We start from the raw sequence: 16,492 nt of genomic DNA on the forward strand, positions 1-16,492 counted from the left end.
CGCCGCCCGGTCCGGCGGGCTCATCCGCCGATGTCGGTCCGCGCCGGCCGGCGCGACAGCATGTTGAGCGCCTCGACCAGGGCCGAGAACGCCATCGCGGCGTAGATGTAGCCCTTCGGCACATGCACGCCGAAGCCTTCCGCGATCAGCGTGCCGCCGATCATCAGCAGGAAGCCGAGCGCCAGCATCACGATGGTCGGGTTCTTGTCGATGAAGCGCGCCAGCGGATCGGCGGCGAGCAGCATCGTCAGCACCGCTACGATGACGGCGATCACCATCACCGGGACGTGCTCGGTCATGCCGACGGCGGTGATGATCGAGTCGATCGAGAAGACGATGTCGAGCAGCAGGATCTGGAAGATCGCGGCGCCGAAGGTCAGCGTCGCCGCGCGGCCGCCACCTGCGGCGAGGGCGGAATCGGGATCGGGATCGACTTTGTGATGGATCTCCTTCGTCGCCTTCCAGACCAGGAAGAGGCCGCCGGCGATCAGGATCAGGTCGCGCCAGGAGAAGGACTGGCCCAGGACCGAGAAGATCGGCGCGGTCAGCTTGACGATGAAGGCGACGGTGCTGAGCAGGGCGAGGCGCAGGACGAGCGCCAGGCCGATGCCGATCTTGCGGCCCTTCGAGCGCTGGTGCTCCGGCAGCTTGTTGGTCAGGATCGAGATGAAGATCAGGTTGTCGATGCCGAGCACGACCTCCATGGCGATCAATGCCCCGAGCGCGGCCCAGACAGCGGGGTCGGCGGCAAGTGTCAGAAGGGCGTCCATCAGGTCTCCATCGGATACGGAAAAGGCGGGCGTCCCTGCTGGGGCGTCCGCCATCGATCAGCGCGAAATGGAGAGGCAGTGGAGGCTTCGCAAGGACAACAATAATCCGCAACAAATGAAAAAGGGCCCGCAAGGGGCCCTTCCTCTGATCGTTTCCGCGCCTGAAGGCGTCAGTTGGCGGTGGCGCCGGGCTGGCCCTGCAGCTCCTGCATGCGCTGCTGGTAGAGCGAGGCGAAGTCGATCGGCGGAATGTAGAAGGGCGGGAAGCCGCCGTTCTGCACCGCTTCCGCGACGATCTGGCGCGCGAACGGGAAGAGCAGGCGGGCGCAGTCGATCACCAGCACGGGGTGGATGTGCTCCTGCGGGATGTTCTGCAGGCGGAACACGCCGGCATAGCTGAGGTCGAAGGCGAAGAGCGTCTCGCCCTTCAGCTCGGCCTTGCCTTCCAGCCGCAGCACGGTCTCGTAGTCGGCGTCACCGAGCGCGGTGCTGCCGACATTGACCTGCAGCGACATCTGCGGGCCCTGCTGGGCCTCCTGCTGGGCGAGCGAGCGCGGCGCCTTGGGGTTCTCGAAGGAGAAGTCCTTCGTGTACTGGACTAGGGCGTTCAAGCTCGGAGCCGCTTCCGCAGCGCCCGTGCCATTGCCGTTGGGGAGTTCGTTGGCCATCGGTCCCATCTTGTTCTGGCAGGCTGTCTCGGGAAATCCCGCGCCATTGCCGGCGTTCGGGACTGCGCCCACTTTCAGCGGGCGGCGCGCGCGTCGGCTATCATGGACGCCGGGTCGGCACAAGAAGTCGCCTTCACAAGGTGGGGGGTGGATGTTACGAGCCTGTCTTACCATATGACGGCTAAGGCGTTCCGCAGCTGCGCGGGAAGGCCATAAGCCATGACGGGGAGCGCGGGTCCGCCTAAATGCAAAATTCCTTCGACATGACGACTCTGGTCTTCTTGGCTCTGGCCGTTTTCGTCGCCTGGAAGCTGCGCTCCGTCCTTGGCCAGAAGACCGGCCACGAGCAGCCCAAGGACCCCTTCGCGCGCCGCGAGACGCCGCCGATGCGGCCCGACCAGGCGCAAGCCGCGGACAAGCGGGACAATGTGATCCGCCTGCCGGGCGCGGCCAATGATCCGGTCGCCGCCGAGCCGCCGGCCGCCGAGCGCTGGAAGGATCTGGCCCCGCCGGATTCGCCGATCAGCACCGGCATCGAGGCGATCATCCGCCAGGAGCCGAGCTTCGATCCGCATGAGTTCGTCTCCGGCGCCAAGTCCGCCTATGAGGCGATCGTCACCGCCTTCGCCCGCGGCGACCGCAAGATGCTGAAGGGTCTGCTCGCGAAGGACGTCTATGACGGCTTCGAGCAGGCCATCACCGAGCGCGAGAAGCGCGGCGAGAAGGCGGAATCCAACTTCGTGTCGATCGACAAGGCCGATCTCGCCGCCGTCGACGTCAAGGGCAAGACCGCCCAGGTGACCATCGCCTTCATCTCGCAGCTGATCAGCGTCACCCGCGACGCGCAGGGCGCCGTCGTCGACGGCAGCGCCGAGCAGGTCTCCGAGGTCAACGACATCTGGACCTTCTCGCGCCAGCTCGGCAGCCGTGATCCGAACTGGCTGCTCGTCGCCACCGAATCGGCTGCGTGACCCGTGCCAAGGGGATCGCGCTGTCGCTTTCGGCGGCGATCCTCCTTGCATCCATGACCGCCATGACCGCCATGGCCGCTCCCTTTCCCTTGCCGGATGGTGCCCGGGCCGAGCAGCTCTCGCCCGGAGAGATCGACGGCTGGGCAAGGGACGACCATGCCAGGGCCTTCGCGATCTTCGCGCGCGGTTGCATGGCCGATCCGCCACTGCGCCAGGCCGTGCCGCTTCCAGACGCTCTCACCGCCGCCTGCGACAAGGCCAGGGCGTTGGCCGCGAAGGGTGAGGTCGGCCGCGATCTGGCCCGCGATTTCTTCGAACGGCATTTCAGCTTCTGGCGCATCCGCCCCACCGGGGCCGAGAACGGCTTCACCACCGGCTATTTCGAGCCGGAATTCGAAGGCTCCCTGACCCGCTCCGATGCTTTCCCGACGCCGCTCTACGATCGACCGAAGGACCTCGTGACGCGTTTCCCGGACGATGACTGGCCGGGTCTCGACAATGCGCTTTCAGCCGCCCGCCGCACCGACAAGGGTCTCGAGCCCTTTCCGGACCGCACCGCGATCGAGACCGGCGCGCTCGACGGACACGGGCTCGAAATCCTCTGGCTGCGCGATCCCGTCGATCGCTTCGTGTTGCAGGTCCAGGGCTCCGGCCGGGTGCGCCTGCCTGACGGGTCTGTCACGCGGCTGACCTATTCCGGCCGCAACGGCCATCCCTACACCTCGCTTGGCCGTGTCCTCAGCCAGCGCGAGAGCATTCCGCCCGAGCAGATGACGATGGATCGGCTCGTCGCCCGGCTGAAGGCCGATCCCGCTTTCGCACGCGATCTCATCCGCCTGAACAGATCCTTCGTCTTCTTCGCCCGCCGCGACGACCTGCCGCCCGCGAGCGGGCCGATCGGCGGCGCCGGTCTGCCGCTGACGCCTTTGCGCAGCATCGCCATCGACCGCACGGCCTGGCCCTATGGCCTGCCGGTCTGGATCGATGCGACGATTCCCGATGGTAGCGGCGGGGACGAGCGGCTGGCACGGCTGATGATCGCGCAGGACACCGGCTCGGCCATTCTCGGCCCGGCCCGGATGGACATCTTCGTCGGCTCGGGCCCGGCTGCCGGCCATCGCGCCGGGCTGATCCGGCATTCCGTCGCCTTCACCGTGCTCTGGCCGTGCTGAAATGCGCTCGCGCCGGGGCAAGACGCTGACAGAGACCGATATCGCGCTCTGGCGACAGGTGGCGCGGTCGGTCAAGCCGCTGCCCGGCCGTGCGCCGATCGAGCCGGAACCGGCCCCCCAGACGCCTCCGGCGCCGGCGACCGAGACGGCTGTACTGATCGCCGCGGCCTCTGTCACACTGCCCAAGACCCTGCCCGTGGCACCACCGCTCGCGCCGATCGAGCGCCGTTTGCGGACGCAGCTGCGTCGCGGCCAGCAGGGCGTCGAGGCGGTCATCGACCTGCACGGCATGCGCCAGGACGAGGCCCATCTGGCGCTGCGCGGCTTCCTGCGCCGCGAGCAGTCCCGCGGCACCCGCCTGACCCTCGTCGTGACCGGGAAGGGCGGAGCGGGGCCAAGCCTGTTCGGCGAGGAGCGCGGGGTGCTGCGCCGCATGGTTCCGCATTGGCTCAGGCTTTCCGAACTGCGCTCGCTCGTGCTCGGCTTCGAGGAGGCCGAGCAGCGCCATGGCGGCTCCGGCGCGCTTTATGTCCGTCTGCGGCGGCTCAAGGAATACGGGCCGTGACGCCCTTCGGCCGGCGCGTGCGCGAACTCAGGCAGCGCCGTGGCCTCACCCTCGCTGAGATGGCGGAGGGCCTTGGCGTCACGCCGGCCTATCTCTCGGCGCTCGAGCACGGCAAGCGCGGCCGCCCCACCTTCACCCTGATCCAGGGCACCATCCATCTCCTTGGCGTGATCTGGGACGAGGCCGACGAACTCGTCCGCCTCGCCGACCTCTCGCACCCACGCGTCACGGTCGATACCGCCGGCCTCGATGCCGAAGCGACGCTGCTCGCCAACCGCCTCGCCCTCGAGATCGGCGAGCTCGACGTCGACGATCTGCGGCGGCTCGCCGCCATCCTCGACGAGGCCATCGCGCGGCGCGATATAGGTTGAACAGCTCCGCTTGACCCCGCGCCGTGCGGATGCGACACGCCCGCACCTTCCTTTCCGGCACTTCCGCCGCGCAATCCCGGACACCAGCCCATGACCAAGCCCCGCACGGATGTCCTCGCCCTCGGCAACGCCATCGTCGATGTCCTGGCCGCAGCCGAGGAGGATTTCCTCGTCGCTCAGAAGCTGACAAAGGGCGCGATGATGCTGATCGACGAGGCCCGTGCGGAATCGATCTATGCGGCGATGGGGCCGGCGCGCGTCATCTCGGGTGGCTCGGCCGCCAACACCATCGCCGGCCTCGCCTCCTTCGGCGGCAACGGCGCCTTCATCGGCAAGGTCAAGGCCGACGAGCTCGGCAAGCTCTACCGCCACGATCTGACCTCGCTCGGCGTCTCCTTCGGCACGGCCGATGCGGCGGACGGCCCGGCGACCGCGCGCTCCTTCATCATCGTCACGCCCGATGGCGAGCGCACGATGAACACCTATCTCGGTGCCTGCCAGGGCCTGTCGGTCGCCGATGTCGATGCGGCGGCGGTCGAGAACGCCGACATCATCTATCTCGAAGGCTATCTCTGGGACCCGCCGGCGGCAAAGGAAGCCTTCCGCAAGGCTTCCGAGATCGCGCACAAGGCCGGTGGCCGGGTTGCCATCACCCTGTCCGATTCCTTCTGCGTCGACCGCTATCGCGACGAGTTCATCGGCCTGATCCGCAACCGCATGGTCGATCTCGTCTTCGCCAATGAGCACGAGCTCAAGAGCCTCTACCAGAGCAGCGATTTCGATACCGCGCTGGCGGCGCTGCGGGCCGAGAACATCCTTGCGGTCGTCACCCGCTCCGAGAAGGGCGCGCTGGCGGTGACGCCGGATGGCATCGTCGAGGAGCCGGTCTTCCCGATCGAGCGCGTCGTCGATGCGACCGGCGCTGGCGATCTCTTCGCCGCCGGCTTCCTCTTCGGCCTGACCTCGGGCCGCGAGGTCCGCGACTCCCTGCGCCTCGGCGCTCTGGCCGCGGCCGAGATCATCTCGCATGTCGGCGCCCGGCCGGATGTCAGCCTGAAGAGGCTGGCGGGGAACGAAGGGCTGCTGTGATTCTTCCTTCTCCCCTCGGGGGGAAGTGTCTGTGCAGCAGACGGATGAGGGAAGGGTCGCGCAAGCGGCCCTTTCTTGTTTTCAGTGGGGGCTCGGCCCTCATCCGTCACGGCTTCGCCGTGCCACCTTCTCCCCCGAGGGGAGAAGGGCGGCGCCCTCCTCAATACAGCGTGGCCTTGACCCGGGCCGGCAGCGCTTCGTCATAGGCCTTGCCGTCGAAGGTCTCGACCTCGGCATTGCGCGCCGTGATGTCGCGCAGGATCGTGCCGGGCGACGGCAGCTTGCGCTTGTCGACCTGCCGCTCCGGGTTCCAGAGCTCGGCCCGCACCACCGCGCGCGAGCACTGGAAGTAGACGGCGTCGACATGAACGATCATGACGCTCGCCGGCAGCTTTCCGGCCATCTCGAAGCGCGAACACAACCCAGGATCGCAGGATAGCTCGGCGCGTCCGTTGACGCGTAGCGTCTCGCCGTAACCGGGGATCAGGAAGAGCATTCCGATTCGATCGTCGAACAGGATATTTCTTAACGAATCCAGTCGGTTATTGCCTTTTCGGTCGGGAATGAGCAGCGTTTTCGCGTCCCGGACCGTGACGAAGCCCGGCAAATCCCCACGCGGTGAACAGTCCAGCCCCTCCGGACCGACCGTCGCGAGCACGAAAAACGGCGAGGCGGCGATCAACGCTGCATAATTCTCGTCGACATGATCGATCTCCTTGAAGACCGATGCCGGGGCAGATGGGTTGGGATAAGCGCGGGCGAGGTCGTCAAGCGAGGCGATGCGGTGGTCGGACATGCCGGTCTCCATGAATCGGCATATGTCTAGACTATTGATCGCAGCGCGTCACCCTGCCGCTGGCGCCCCGTTCTTCACGACAGCGCCGCGRCAATCGCCCGGCTGAGGCCGCCCGGATTCTCCCAGGCCATCGAGTGCCCCGCATCCGGTACGACGATACTGGCTACCCCGGATTCCGGCAGGCCTTCCGCGTCGTCATAGGGCAACGACCTTTCGCCGATGATGATCGTTCTTGGCCGGGTGAGGCTCGTCACCACGCTTCGCCATGTCGGATCGCTGCCCGCGATCAGAGAACGCGCCGTCCGATGAACGGCATGGGGTGCGCTCCTTGCGAGCGACGCGGCCCAGATATCATTGCCTTCGTCCCGGCTGGCACGGACCAGCGACGCCTGGCCATGGTCGACATAATCCTCCTCGCTCATCGCGGCGATCCTGCGGCTGAAGAAGCCGCCGCCGGGATCGAGATTGGGCTCCCCGACGACGAGCCGGCCGATACGCTCCTTCAGCATCGTGGCCGCGGCGATGGCGACCGCGCCGCCCATGCTATGGCCGAAAAGGTCGAGCTCTCTCAGATCCAGCGCCTCGGCGAGTGCAACGATACTACGCGCATGGTCGTCGATCGTGTAGCCGAAGGCCTGCGGCCGATCGCTGAAGCCGGAGCCGAGCAGATCGACCAGCAGCATGCGGCGACCTTGTAGGGCGCCATTGGCGGCGACCGCGGGATAGTCGCGGGACGACGCGCAGCCGAGGCCATGGATGAACAGCAGCGCCGGTCCATCGCCCGTGATGTCATGGAACCGCAGCCGCGCGTCGATTCCGGGAAGAGGACAGGATTTCATCGGCACGCCTTCCGCTCGTCTCCGGCATGGCAAGCCGATGCGCCGGAGCATGTCAGTAGCGGCACAAACGAAAACGCCCCGCATCCTGCGATGCGGGGCGTCTCGTTTCACGTGAATCGCGGCGGGTGAATTACTCGGCCGCGCCCTGCTTCTCGCGGCTCTTCTCGGCGTCGCGCTGCGCCTTGAGCTTCTCGGTCAGGTCCTCGCCGGTCTCCTGGTCGACGACCTTCATCGAGAGGCGGATCTTGCCGCGCTCGTCCTGGCCGAGGAACTTGACCTTGACCTTGTCGCCTTCCTTGACGACGTCCGAGACCTTCTGGACGCGCTGCGGGGCGAGTTCGGAGATGTGGACGAGGCCGTCCTTGGCGCCGAAGAAGTTCACGAAGGCGCCGAACTCCATGATCTTTACGACCGTGCCGTCATAGATCACGCCCGGCTCGGCTTCCGAGACGATCGACTTGATCCACTTGATTGCGGCTTCGATCGACTTGCCGTCGGCCGAGGCGATCTTGATGGTGCCGTCGTCCTCGATGTTGACCTTGGCGCCGGTCTTCTCGACGATCTCGCGGATCACCTTGCCGCCCGAACCGATGACTTCGCGGATCTTGTCGACCGGGATCTTCATCGTCTCGATGCGCGGCGCGAACTCGCCGAGCTGGCTGCGCGAGGCCGAGAGCGCCTTGTTCATCTCGCCGAGGATGTGATCGCGCCCGCCCTTGGCCTGGTCGAGGGCGACCTTCATGATCTCCTCGGTGATGCCGGCGATCTTGATGTCCATCTGCAGCGAGGTGATGCCCTCGGCGGTACCGGCGACCTTGAAGTCCATGTCGCCGAGATGGTCCTCGTCGCCGAGGATGTCGGAGAGCACGGCGAAGCGCTCACCCTCGAGGATGAGGCCCATGGCGATGCCCGCGACCGGCGCCTTCAGCGGCACGCCGGCATCCATCAGCGCCAGCGAGGTGCCGCAGACGGTGGCCATCGAGGAGGAGCCGTTCGACTCGGTGATCTCCGAGACGACGCGGATCGTGTAGGGGAATTCCGCCTTCGCCGGCAGCATCGGGCGGATGGCGCGCCAGGCGAGCTTGCCATGGCCGATTTCGCGGCGGCCGGGCGAACCCATCCGGCCGGTCTCGCCGACGGAGTAGGGAGGGAAGTTGTAGTGCAGCAGGAAGGTTTCCTTGTAGGTGCCTTCCAGCGAGTCGATGAACTGCTCGTCGTCGCCGGTGCCGAGCGTGGTCACGACCAGCGCCTGCGTCTCGCCGCGGGTGAACAGGGCCGAGCCGTGGGTGCGCGGCAGCATGCCGGCTTCGGCGACGATCTTGCGCACGGTCTTGAGGTCGCGGCCGTCGATGCGGGTGCCGTCGTCGAGGATGGTCCAGCGCACGACCTTGGCCTGGGCTTCCTTGAACTGGCCGCCGACCTGCTCCTTGGTGAAGGTGGTCTTGCCGTCGGGCTCGGCCGAGATCAGCGAGGCGACCTTGGCCTTGGCGGCGTCCAGCGCCTTGTAGCGCTCGGCCTTGGTGGTGATCTTGTAGGCGGCGCGCAGATCGGCGTCGACGAGCTTGAGGACGGCGTCCAGAACCACCGAGTTGTCGGCCGGGGTGTAGTCGCGCGGCTCCTTGGCGGCCTTCTCGGCCAGACGGATGATCGCATCGATCACCGGCTGGAAATGCTTGTGGCCGAACATCACGGCGCCGAGCATCACGTCCTCGGGAAGCTCCTTGGCCTCCGATTCGACCATCAGCACCGCGTCCTGCGTGCCGGCGACGACGAGGTCGAGAACCGACTCCTTGGCCTCCTCGACCGTCGGGTTCAGCTTGTAGGCGCCGTCGATATAGCCGACGCGCGCGCCGCCGATCGGGCCCATGAAGGGCACGCCGGAGAGCGTCAGAGCGGCCGAGGTGGCGACCATCGCCAGAATGTCGGGATCGTTCTCCAGATCATGCTGGAGCACGGTGACGACGACCTGCGTGTCGTTCTTGTAGCCTTCGACGAAGAGCGGGCGGATCGGACGGTCGATCAGGCGGGAGACCAGCGTCTCCTTCTCGCTCGGGCGCCCCTCGCGCTTGAAGTAGCCGCCGGGGATGCGGCCGGCGGCGAAGGTCTTCTCCTGATAGTTCACCGTCAGGGGGAAGAAGTCGAAGCCCGGCTTCGGCTCCTTGGCCGAGACGACGGTGGCGAGCACGACGGTCTCGCCATAGGTGGCGAGCACGGCGCCGTCGGCCTGACGGGCGATCTTGCCGGTTTCGAGGACGAGCTTGCGGCCGCCCCAGATCAGTTCTTCGGTTTGGATATCGAACATGAGATTCGTCTTTCGGTCGGGTTCGACCCGTCCGGTGCCTTCAGGCCCATGGGCAAGACGGCGGAACGCTCGGTGAGGAGGATGGAGCCCGAGCGCTCGGCGATCCTGCCATGGACGTCTTCGGCGCCCGGCGGGTCACGCGGGAGGACCGCCCCATGCGGTCGCCGCGGAAGTCAGGTGGTCCGCCCCATGGCGGCATCGCCTGAAAAGGAACCGCCCGGAGCGGGTCGCACCGGGCGGAAACGGTTCAGCCTACGATCAGCGGCGGATGCCGAGCTTCTCGATCAGCGTCTTGTAGCGGCCTTCGTCCTTGCCCTTGAGGTAGTCGAGCAGCGAACGGCGCTGCGAAACCAGCTTGAGCAGGCCGCGGCGGGAGTGGTTGTCCTTCGCGTGCGACTTGAAGTGGCCGGTCAGGTTGTTGATGCGCTCGGTCAGGATCGCGACCTGCACTTCCGGCGAGCCGGTGTCGTTCGGCTTGGTGGCGTGTTCGTTGATGAGCGCGGTCTTGCGCTCGGCAGTGATCGACATCGGGATGTCCTCTTGTTTCGGGTTGATCTGGCGGGCCAGGCCGGGATGTCGTCCAGCAAGGTCCGAAGCCCACGAGCCGCCTCATCGCGGAGGGGTCGCGCAGCCGGCTCATTCGGGCCGGTTGCGGCGCGTATACACGAAATCGGCGGAAATGCCAGCGTCCTGCGGAACATGGCTGGCCGCGGCCCGTTTGACTCGATCACTCAGTTCCGGCTGCGGGAGTCTTGTCATGGCCGTTCCGTCGAAGAGCACGGTTTCACCGAAGGACCGGCTCATCATCGCGCTTGCCGCCCAGCTCCGGGCCGAGCGCGAGACACGCGCCGCCCTAGCGGAAATCGTCGCCAATGGCCAGCTCGACCGGGAGGTGCTGGAGGCGGTCCTGACCGATCCCGTTCCTGTCATCACGCAGGAGGATGTCGCCCATGCCGAGCGCCTCGCCATGGAGCCTGCACGGCTGGCCCGCCATCGGGAGACGCATTGATGGCACCGCGTCCGGCCTGGAAAGGCTATCTCAAGCTTTCGCTCGTCTCTTGCGCGGTGGAGCTCACCGGCGCGACCAGCCAGAGCGAGAAGGTTTCCTTCCGCATCATCAACCGCAAGACCGGTAACACCGTCCGCCGCCAGTATATCGACAGCGTCTCGGGTAAGCCGGTCGCCGACGATGACGAGGTCAAGGGTTACGAGATAGGCGACGATGAGTACCTCCTGATCGAGGAGGACGAGATCGAGGCCGTCCAGATCGAATCCTCGCACACTCTGGCGATCGAGAGTTTCGTCGACCGCGCCGACATCCCGCAGATCTTATTTCGACACGCCGTATTACGTCACGCCCGCCGACGAGGTCTCCGAGGAAGCCTTCGCCGTGATCCGCGAAGCCATGGCTAAGCAGAAGAAGGCCGGCATCGCCCGCATCGTGCTCTATCGCCGGGAGCGCCCCGTGATGATCGAGCCCTTCGACAAGGGCCTGCTGCTGACGACGCTGCGCTACGACAAGACAGTCCGAAAGCCCGAGGAGATCTTCGACGGGCTCGGCAAGGAGAAGACCGATCCCGAGCTGATCGACCTCGCCACCCATATCATCGAGAAGAAGCAGGCGACGTTCGACCCGTCGAGCTTCGAAGACCATTACGAAGACGCGCTGCTGGAGCTGATCCAGGCCAAGCAGAAAGGCAAAAAGCCTCCCGTCGTTCAGGCGGCGGAGCGGCCGGCCAATGTGGTCAACCTGTTCGAGGCGCTGAAGAAAAGCCTTGCAGGCGACGACGGCGGCAAGCCGGCTTCGAAGTCCGATTCAACGCCTGCCAAATCGAAATCGACGCCGAAAAAACCCGCGGGCAAGGCGCGCAAAAGCGCTTGAAGCGCGATCGACGTTGAGGAGGGCCGATGTCCACGCTCGATCTCTACCGCTCCAAACGCGATTTCACGCGCACGCGCGAGCCCAAAGGCACCGGCAAGGGAAAGAAGGGGGCAGCTGCGCAGGGCGGTGCCTTCGTCGTCCAGAAGCACGCAGCCCGGCGCCTCCATTACGATTTCAGGCTCGAACATGCCGGCGTCCTCTGGTCCTGGGCGGTGACGCGGGGCCCGAGTCTCGACCCGGACGAGAAGCGGCTTGCCGTCCATGTCGAGGACCACCCGCTGGAGTACGGCGGCTTCGAAGGCACGATTCCGGCCGGCCAATATGGCGGCGGATCGGTGATCGTGTGGGACGAGGGCCGCTGGTTGCCGGAGGGCGACCCGGCGGCGGGCATGAAGAAGGGGCACCTCGTCTTCACGCTGGAAGGCCATAAGCTCCATGGCCGCTGGCATCTCGTGCGGCTGAAGCCCCGGCGTGGAGAGAAGCGGGACAACTGGCTGCTGATCAAATCCGAGGACGAGTTTGCCAGGACCGACGAGGATATTCTCGAAACGCAGCCGGATTCAGTGAAGTCCGGCCTTTCGGTCGAAGCCATCGGCAGCGATGCGGAAAAGGGCGGCGTCTGGGATACGACAAAGCCTGCGAAACGCGCCGCAGCAGCAGCGAAACCGGCCCAAAAGGCGCGTCGGAAAAGCGATGACGGCGAACTGCCGCCCTTCATCGATCCCTGTCTCGCGACGCTGCAAGAAAAACCGCCCCCCGGCGAGAATTGGCTGCATGAGGTCAAGTTCGACGGCTATCGCTTGCAGGCGCGTATCGACCATGGCGCGGTGAAACTGCTAACGCGGTCCGGTCTCGACTGGACCTCGCGCTTCGGCAAAAGCCTTGTCGCGGCGCTGGCGGCCCTGCCCTGCGATGAGGCGCTGATCGATGGCGAATTGGTAGCGCTCGCCGAAAGCGGCATTTCTTCTTTCTCGGCCCTGCAGGAGGCGTTGTCCGAAGGCCGTAGCGCCGGCCTTGTATATTTCGCCTTCGATCTGCTCCATCTCGACGGTGAAGATCTGCGCAGCGAGCCGCTTCTGGCCCGCAAGGAGCGGTTAGAGCATCTGCTGCAGCACGGTGCCCCCGCTGAAAGTTTGGTGCGCTACAGCGAGCATTTCGTCGAACCGGGACAGACCATGCTGAACCATGCCTGCCGCATGGGGCTCGAGGGTGTCATATCGAAGCGTGCGGACGCACCCTATCGCAGCGGGCGCGGTCGCGACTGGATCAAGTCGAAATGCACCCAGCGCCAGGAGTTCGTGATCGCCGGCTATGTCCCGTCCCAGGCTTCGCCGCGCAAGCTCGGCTCGATCGTCACGGGCTACCATGAGGATGGCGAACTGAAGCCCGCGGGCCGCGTCGGCACCGGCTTTACCGTAAAATCGGCCGCAGCGCTGAAGGCGAAGCTCGATGCGATCGCGAGCGATGCGTCGCCCTTCTCGGGCGCCGCCGCGCGGGAGCGAGGTGTCGTCTGGGTGAAGCCGGAATTGGTTGCGGAAGTCGAATTTCGGGCCTGGACCGCCTCGAAGACCCTGCGGCACGCTTCATTCATGGGATTGCGCGAGGATAAGCCGGCTGGCGAGATCGTCGCCGAATTGCCGGTTAAACCGGCCCTGGAGAAGGCCAAAAAGGCGACATTGGGTTCTGAAAAGGCGCCGCCTGTGAAGACGACGGTGAAGCTGTCGAGCCCCGACAAGCCGCTCTGGCCGGATATCGGCTTCACCAAGCAGGATCTGCTCGCCTATTACGCCAAGGTCTGGCCGCTGATGCAGCGCTTCGTCGTCGGCCGGCCCTTGAGCCTGGTGCGGGCGCCGAATGGCATCGAGGGCCACCGCTTCTTCCAGAAGCATGCCGGCCCGGGGATGCACGAGGCCGTCAAGCGCCGGAAGGACAAGGATGGCGAGGAGCTGATCTATATCGAGGATTTCGACGGGCTCGCTGCGCTCGTCCAGCTCGGAACGGTCGAAATCCATGTCTGGGGCGCGGCGATGGAAGCCGTCGAAACGCCCGATCAGGTCATCTTCGATCTCGATCCCGATACGGGCGTGCCGCTCGAACGGGTGCGCGACGCGGCAATGACGATCAGGCGCCATCTCGAGGAACTCGGCTTCGAGAGCTTCCTCAAGGTTTCCGGCGGCAAGGGCTTCCATGTCGTGCTGCCGCTGAAGCCGAAGGCCGGCTGGGATCGCGTCAAGGATTTCGCCCGCGACTTCGCCAAGGCGATGGAGCACGCCGAACCGAAGCTCTACACCGCGACGCTCTCGAAGAAGGCGCGGCGTGGCCGCATCTTCATCGATTATCTGCGCAATGGGCGCGGCGCGACTGCGATCGCCCCTTATTCCACTCGCGCAAGGCCGGCCGCAACGGTTGCGATGCCCGTGCCCTGGGAGGAGATCGGCGCCCTGAAGCCCGACGCCTTCACGGCGCCGGATATCATCCGCGGTGATATGCTGGAGGATCTCTGGAACGGGTTCTTCGCCGCTGCCAAGCCGCTCACCGGCGACTGAGCGCCGGCGTTGCTGCAGGCGGCGTCAGGCCGCGGTCGTAAAGCTGCTGCGCGGCTTCGACCTCGCCGATATGGCTCTCGGCCCAGAGCGTGAGCTGGTTCACAGTCTGCGCCAGGGTGCGGCCGAGCTCGGTGAGCGAGTATTCGACGGTGACGGGCACGGTCGCGAATACTTCGCGCCGGACCAGCCCGTCGCGCTCCAGGCTTTTCAATGTCTGCGACAGCATCTTCTGCGAGATGTTCTCGATGCGCCGCCGCAATGCGTTGAAGCGCAGTGTGCCACCATCGAGCGAGATCAGGATCAGCACCGCCCAGGTATCGCCGATGCGGTCGAGCACGCGCCGCGTCGGGCAGAGCGCCTGGAAAGGGTCGGGGCGTTTCAGCATGGCGGTTTCCGGCAGGTGACCATGTCGCGTGAAAGTGCCTTCTTTACGGGGCCACACAGCGTGATCAGATAGGTTCCATCGGGATGCAGGTATCTGTTGGATACTAACATAAGGAACCCCTGTCATGAAAGTTGCCTTGATCGGAGCCAGCGGCTTCATCGGCTCGCGCCTGCTGGCCGAGCTCGCATTTCGCGGTCACGCCGTCACCGCGATCGTCCGCAATCCCGAAAAGGTTTCGGCCCTCCAAGGCGTCACGGCGGTGAAGGGCGATGTCTTCGACAAGGAGGGGCTGACAAAGCTCCTCGCCGGCCACGACGCGGTGATCAGCGCCGTGCATTTCACCGCCAGCGATCCGCAGGCCCTGCTCGCAGCAGTCAGGCAGTCGGGCGTGAAGCGTTATCTCGTCGTCGGTGGCGCTGGGAGCCTCGAGGTCGCGCCGGGCGTCAAGCTGTTCGACACGCCCGAATTCCCGGCGATCTACCTCGACGAAGCGAAAAAGGGCGGTGCCTTCCTCGACCTGCTGAAGCAGGAACAGGCGCTGGACTGGACCTTCCTCTCGCCTTCGGCCCTGATCCAGCCAGGCGAGCGCACCGGCACATTCCGGCTCGGAGCCGACCGGCTCCTCGTCGACGACAAGGGCAACAGCGCGATCTCGGCGGAGGATTACGCGATCGCCCTCGTCGACGAGCTGGAAAAGCCGGCCCATAGCCGCCGGCGTTTCACCGTCGGTTACTGACCGGCTCTCTGATCTACGCCGGAAACAATAAGGGCCATGCCACCGATCGGAGGCATGGCCCTTCTGCATTCAATGACCGGTCACGCCTTGCGGAAGCGCTTCTCGCCGATGCTGAGCGTGCCGCGCTTCAATTTGCCGAGGGCGACCCAGCCGGTTTCGCCCTCGAAATAGAGCTTCGAGCGGTCGACGGCATAGCGGCCGCGATGCTGGCCGCCCGCAGCCGGCTTCTCTTTTTGGAACTGCCCGTCGGGCCTGAGGTCGATGAGGATCGCTCCGTCCTCCGTCGTCCAGGTGCCGATCGCTGCCTGTTCGAAGGGGCTGGGGCCATCCGTCTCGATGAAATCGATTTCGAGCGGGCGTACGGAACGGCTGCTCGGCGTGAAGTCCGAGGCGAGCTGGCCGAGAGCCTGAAGAACCTGGCTGAATGGCATGGTTCGTCTCCTTGTTGTGGTGACGGCTGAAACCGCTTGTCGCAGACATCCCCGTCGGGATCTGTCAGCAAGCGGTTTGGCATCCGCCGCTTCCGGGGAAGCGGCCTGACGATCGTCACGGATCTGTTTGCGATGGCGGCGTCGTGAGGGGGCATGAAGCCCCGGCGCCTCTCGCACAGATAGGTCGATACCGGCCCGGCACAAGGCGCGGTCGTACAAAAATCTGATCGCCTGAAAGAAAACGGCGCCCTTTCGGGCGCCGTATGGTGTCGGGATGGATCGGCCGCGTGGTCTGCGGCCGGCGCGTCTGCCGTCTCAGAACTCTTCCCATCCGGCATCCTGGGCGCGTCCGTTGGCGACCTTGCGCGGGGCGGGAGTGGCCTTGGACTGGGCGAAGGCGGCCTCGGCGAGCTGGCGCAGGCGCTCGGGCTCGGCGCCGGCCGGAGCCCGGACGGATGCCGCCGGGGACGCTGCCGCAACCGCGACCGGCCGGGCCGGGGCCCGAGCCGGCGCCACGGTTTTCAGGGCGCGCGCCGCGGAGGAGGCCGCCATGACCGGCTGCGGATAGCCGCTCTGGCCGACAGCCTCGCGGCCGGTGCGGAAGGCCGCGACCAGCTCGTTGAGCTGGCCGATCCGGCCGGTCAGCGCATTGGCGGAGGCCGCGCTCTGCTCGGCCAGCGCCGCGTTCTGCTGGGTCATCTCGTCGAGATGGGCGACGGCCTGACTCATCTCGTCGATGCCGTTGGCCTGCTCGCCCGAGGCGGCCGAGATGTCGGCGATGGTGGCCGCCACCTTCTGCGAGGCGGCGAGGATGCGCGCGAGCTGGTCGCCGGCCTGGCGCACCAGCTTCACGCCCTCGCCGACCTCGGTGTTCGAGGAGGAGATTAGCCCGGAGATGTCCTTGGCCGCCTCGCCCGAGCGCTGCGCCAGAGTGCGCACCTCGGAAGCGACGACGGCGAAGCCCTTGCC

At 66.2% G+C, this 16,492-nt stretch carries 17 protein-coding genes and 1 pseudogene; 9 read left to right on the top strand and 9 right to left on the bottom strand.

All coding sequences use genetic code 11. The features are described from left to right. Nucleotides 1–20: 20 nt before the first annotated feature. Nucleotides 21–770, bottom strand: a complete 750-nt coding sequence (locus AC1DVA_RS21360) for a TerC family protein (RefSeq protein WP_265050933.1) — start codon at nucleotides 768–770, stop codon at nucleotides 21–23. Between the two features lie 170 nt (nucleotides 771–940). Continuing rightward, nucleotides 941–1,438, bottom strand: coding sequence for a protein-export chaperone SecB (gene secB / locus AC1DVA_RS21365; RefSeq protein ID WP_265050934.1), 498 nt, complete (start codon nucleotides 1,436–1,438; stop codon nucleotides 941–943). Nucleotides 1,439–1,683: 245 nt separating this feature from the next. Between secB and AC1DVA_RS21370 the strand changes: the two genes are divergently transcribed. The 5 genes from AC1DVA_RS21370 (at nucleotide 1,684) to AC1DVA_RS21390 (ending at nucleotide 5,606) form a co-directional block, all read left to right on the top strand. Beyond that, the gene (locus tag AC1DVA_RS21370) at nucleotides 1,684–2,409 is read left to right on the top strand and encodes a Tim44/TimA family putative adaptor protein (protein WP_476807198.1); all 726 of its coding nucleotides are present in this window, start codon (nucleotides 1,684–1,686) and stop codon (nucleotides 2,407–2,409) included. Beyond that, entirely contained in the window at nucleotides 2,406–3,581 is a 1,176-nt protein-coding gene (gene mltA, locus AC1DVA_RS21375; RefSeq protein WP_476807199.1) for a murein transglycosylase A, read from the top strand. Before AC1DVA_RS21370 ends, mltA begins: the two co-directional genes overlap by 4 nt. A 1-nt stretch (nucleotide 3,582) precedes the next feature. Further along, entirely contained in the window at nucleotides 3,583–4,146 is a 564-nt protein-coding gene (locus tag AC1DVA_RS21380) for a Smr/MutS family protein (RefSeq protein ID WP_476807200.1), read from the top strand. Beyond that, complete coding sequence (locus AC1DVA_RS21385; RefSeq protein WP_476807201.1) at nucleotides 4,143–4,517, top strand: helix-turn-helix domain-containing protein; 375 nt, start codon at nucleotides 4,143–4,145, stop codon at nucleotides 4,515–4,517. The genes AC1DVA_RS21380 and AC1DVA_RS21385 overlap by 4 nt, the downstream gene beginning before the upstream one ends. 90 nt (nucleotides 4,518–4,607) lie before the next feature. Next, nucleotides 4,608–5,606: an adenosine kinase gene (locus AC1DVA_RS21390; protein ID WP_476807202.1), complete on the top strand. Its 999-nt coding sequence runs from the start codon at nucleotides 4,608–4,610 to the stop codon at nucleotides 5,604–5,606. Nucleotides 5,607–5,766: 160 nt separating this feature from the next. On the opposite strand, the gene AC1DVA_RS21395 is transcribed toward AC1DVA_RS21390, so the two are convergent. The 4 genes from AC1DVA_RS21395 to rpsO all read right to left on the bottom strand — a co-directional run bounded on the left by AC1DVA_RS21395 (nucleotide 5,767) and on the right by rpsO (nucleotide 10,071). After that, nucleotides 5,767–6,402 carry a pyridoxamine 5'-phosphate oxidase family protein gene (locus tag AC1DVA_RS21395; RefSeq protein ID WP_476807203.1) on the bottom strand — a complete coding sequence of 212 codons (636 nt, stop codon included), beginning with the start codon at nucleotides 6,400–6,402 and terminating at the stop codon, nucleotides 5,767–5,769. Between the two features lie 74 nt (nucleotides 6,403–6,476). Further along, the gene (locus AC1DVA_RS21400; RefSeq protein ID WP_476807204.1) at nucleotides 6,477–7,241 is read right to left on the bottom strand and encodes an alpha/beta fold hydrolase; all 765 of its coding nucleotides are present in this window, start codon (nucleotides 7,239–7,241) and stop codon (nucleotides 6,477–6,479) included. A gap of 130 nt (nucleotides 7,242–7,371) precedes the next feature. Continuing rightward, the gene (gene pnp, locus AC1DVA_RS21405; RefSeq protein WP_265050942.1) at nucleotides 7,372–9,543 is read right to left on the bottom strand and encodes a polyribonucleotide nucleotidyltransferase; all 2,172 of its coding nucleotides are present in this window, start codon (nucleotides 9,541–9,543) and stop codon (nucleotides 7,372–7,374) included. Between the two features lie 258 nt (nucleotides 9,544–9,801). Continuing rightward, nucleotides 9,802–10,071: a 30S ribosomal protein S15 gene (rpsO, locus tag AC1DVA_RS21410; protein ID WP_265050943.1), complete on the bottom strand. Its 270-nt coding sequence runs from the start codon at nucleotides 10,069–10,071 to the stop codon at nucleotides 9,802–9,804. 229 nt (nucleotides 10,072–10,300) lie between these two features. On the opposite strand from rpsO, the gene AC1DVA_RS21415 reads away from it, so the two are divergent. The 3 genes and pseudogenes from AC1DVA_RS21415 (at nucleotide 10,301) to ligD (ending at nucleotide 13,971) form a co-directional block, all read left to right on the top strand. Continuing rightward, a complete protein-coding gene (locus tag AC1DVA_RS21415; RefSeq protein ID WP_265050944.1) occupies nucleotides 10,301–10,552 on the top strand; it encodes a hypothetical protein in 252 nt (83 codons plus the stop codon). Further along, a pseudogene (gene ku, locus AC1DVA_RS21420) lies at nucleotides 10,552–11,425 on the top strand (non-homologous end joining protein Ku). Before AC1DVA_RS21415 ends, ku begins: the two are co-directional and overlap by 1 nt. Before the next feature lie 26 nt (nucleotides 11,426–11,451). Further along, complete coding sequence (gene ligD, locus AC1DVA_RS21425; protein WP_476807205.1) at nucleotides 11,452–13,971, top strand: DNA ligase D; 2,520 nt, start codon at nucleotides 11,452–11,454, stop codon at nucleotides 13,969–13,971. Here the strand turns inward: ligD and AC1DVA_RS21430 are convergent. Then, the gene (locus AC1DVA_RS21430; RefSeq protein WP_265050947.1) at nucleotides 13,958–14,356 is read right to left on the bottom strand and encodes a winged helix-turn-helix transcriptional regulator; all 399 of its coding nucleotides are present in this window, start codon (nucleotides 14,354–14,356) and stop codon (nucleotides 13,958–13,960) included. The genes ligD and AC1DVA_RS21430 overlap by 14 nt on opposite strands. Nucleotides 14,357–14,480: 124 nt before the next feature. Here AC1DVA_RS21430 and AC1DVA_RS21435 point away from each other — a divergent pair, with 124 nt between their 5' ends. Then, nucleotides 14,481–15,092, top strand: a complete 612-nt coding sequence (locus tag AC1DVA_RS21435) for an NAD(P)-dependent oxidoreductase (RefSeq protein ID WP_476807206.1) — start codon at nucleotides 14,481–14,483, stop codon at nucleotides 15,090–15,092. Nucleotides 15,093–15,172: 80 nt separating this feature from the next. Here AC1DVA_RS21435 and AC1DVA_RS21440 read toward each other — a convergent pair whose 3' ends face one another. Further along, nucleotides 15,173–15,523 (bottom strand): Atu4866 domain-containing protein, encoded by a 351-nt coding sequence (locus tag AC1DVA_RS21440; protein ID WP_265050949.1) that lies wholly within the window; start codon nucleotides 15,521–15,523, stop codon nucleotides 15,173–15,175. A gap of 315 nt (nucleotides 15,524–15,838) precedes the next feature. Continuing rightward, the coding region (locus tag AC1DVA_RS21445) for a methyl-accepting chemotaxis protein (protein ID WP_476807207.1) at nucleotides 15,839–16,492 on the bottom strand (654 nt) is incomplete at its 5' end.

It is taken from the genome of Allobosea sp. P4_C6, from assembly GCF_056402015.1.